Annotated in this window: 3 protein-coding genes; 1 reads left to right on the forward strand and 2 read right to left on the reverse strand. The window is 65.7% G+C overall.

Annotated features, from left to right (window positions below):
* Nucleotides 1-604 (forward strand): DUF6062 family protein (locus tag AB1609_23625; GenBank protein ID MEW6049425.1); only part of this gene is annotated, 604 nt, incomplete at its 5' end.
* 111 nt (nucleotides 605-715) lie between these two features.
* Here the strand turns inward: AB1609_23625 and AB1609_23630 are convergent.
* Together AB1609_23630 and AB1609_23635 are read right to left on the reverse strand one after the other, a co-directional pair.
* A complete protein-coding gene (locus AB1609_23630; GenBank protein ID MEW6049426.1) occupies nucleotides 716-1,231 on the reverse strand; it encodes an NUDIX domain-containing protein in 516 nt (171 codons plus the stop codon).
* 120 nt (nucleotides 1,232-1,351) lie between these two features.
* Nucleotides 1,352-1,520, reverse strand: a 169-nt coding sequence (locus tag AB1609_23635) for a transposase (GenBank protein ID MEW6049427.1), incomplete at its 5' end; no start/stop codon positions are given.

Consider the following 1,520-nt stretch of genomic DNA (forward strand, 5'->3'; position numbering starts at 1 on the left):
CACGTTGGAGACGTTGGCGCGCGGCGGCTTCTGTCGCTTGCACGCGTGGCGCATGGCGAAACTGGCGGGCCAGAGGCTGGCCGCAACGTACGACGTGTTGGTGCGTGACGCCGGGGAGAAGGTCCGGCGGGCCCTGGCGTTGACGGAAGCCAGTTTCCCCGGGCGCCGGAGTACCCGCCGCTGGCAGGCATCGCTGGTCCGGATTCTGGGCCGCAAGGAAGCGTGCCCCGTCTGCACCGCCTCGGCAAGGCGGGCCGAGCTGGGCGCAAGACACCTGGTTGAGTCCCTGGAACAGGAGGCCGGAAGGGAGGAGTACGAGCGGTCCGACGGGCTGTGCTGGGAGCATCTACTGGAGGTCTGTCGGTTGGCCGGGCCCGCGGTGGCGGGCTTCCTTCTGAACGACATGTTGCGTAGGCTCAGTGCCCTGGAGGCAGCCCTGGCCGAGTATTTCCGCAAGTCCGACTACCGCTTTGCCCACGAACCCAAGGGGCGCGAGCAAACCGCGTACCTTGACGCCGTCGAACTCTTCTCGGGGCCGGTTGATAGGGTGGGCGGCGTAATGGTCCCGGGCCGCACCAAGCTGGCTGACAGGGCCGCCGAATGACAACCGGGCTATCGAAATACACATCAGCGCCTTGCGCTCGGAGTTGCGCCGGCTGCAACCCGATAGACCAGCCGAACGCCCGGGGCGCCCAGACAGGCCGTAGTGGACCGCTCACACCTGCCGGTCTTCCGGCCAGAAGCTCAGCGGGTCCTCAGTGCCTACTGGTTCCACCGGAAAGACGAAGTAGGCCGGCTCTGGCCCAAACCCCTCAGTCAGCCCGCGCACGAGCCACTCATTGACCCGCGGGTACAGGTGAAGGGACCGGACTTTTTCGATTTCTACCCACGCGGGCACACTTAGCGCGGCCACCTCGCGAGCGTGCCCGGATGCTTCGTCGATCCAGTACACCAGCTCGACGACGTGCCGGTTATCTCGCCAGTGCGTTGTTATCCGGGTGGGAATGGTCTCGATTACCGCGAGGAGCCTCCCCGGCTCAACCTGCAACGTGGTTTCCTCTCTGAACTCCCTCCTCAGGCAGTCGGGTATGCTCTCCTGCAGTTCTAGCCCTCCCCCGGGGAGGACGTGGTACTGGCGGCCCTGCCTGCGATGAAGCATGGTGAGCAGGCGGGCCTCGCTGGCCAGCACTCCGGATACCCGTACCTTGATCTCCCTGTGCTCTTGCGCCATGAAGCCACCTCCACGTGCATTCGGTTAGTTAGTTCCCCCTGAAAAACACCCCCCGCGGGGCGCCACCCAATCCCAACCTCCCTGGCGAGAGGAGGATGTCTGCCCCTGAACCACCCTGTCTCACGTGAGAGCCGCCATCTTGCTCAGGTTGTGGGCCAGGATTGCCCAGCCCACCCAGGTTTCCGCCCCCGCACGACCCCAGGACCTGCTACGATCCAAGCCGAACTTCCGCTTCAGAAGGCTGATCCTGCCCTCGCACCCTGCCCGCCACCTCGCCAGGCGCCTGAAC

The sequence above is a fragment of the Bacillota bacterium genome (assembly GCA_040754675.1).
In the GTDB taxonomy this organism is placed as follows: Bacteria; Bacillota; Limnochordia; order Limnochordales; family Geochordaceae; genus Geochorda.

Excerpts from the sequence above, each read along its gene's own strand:
- AB1609_23630 (MEW6049426.1), bottom strand. The coding sequence starts at position 1,231 with ATGGCGCAAGAGCACAGGGAGATCAAGGTACGGGTATCCGGAGTGCTG.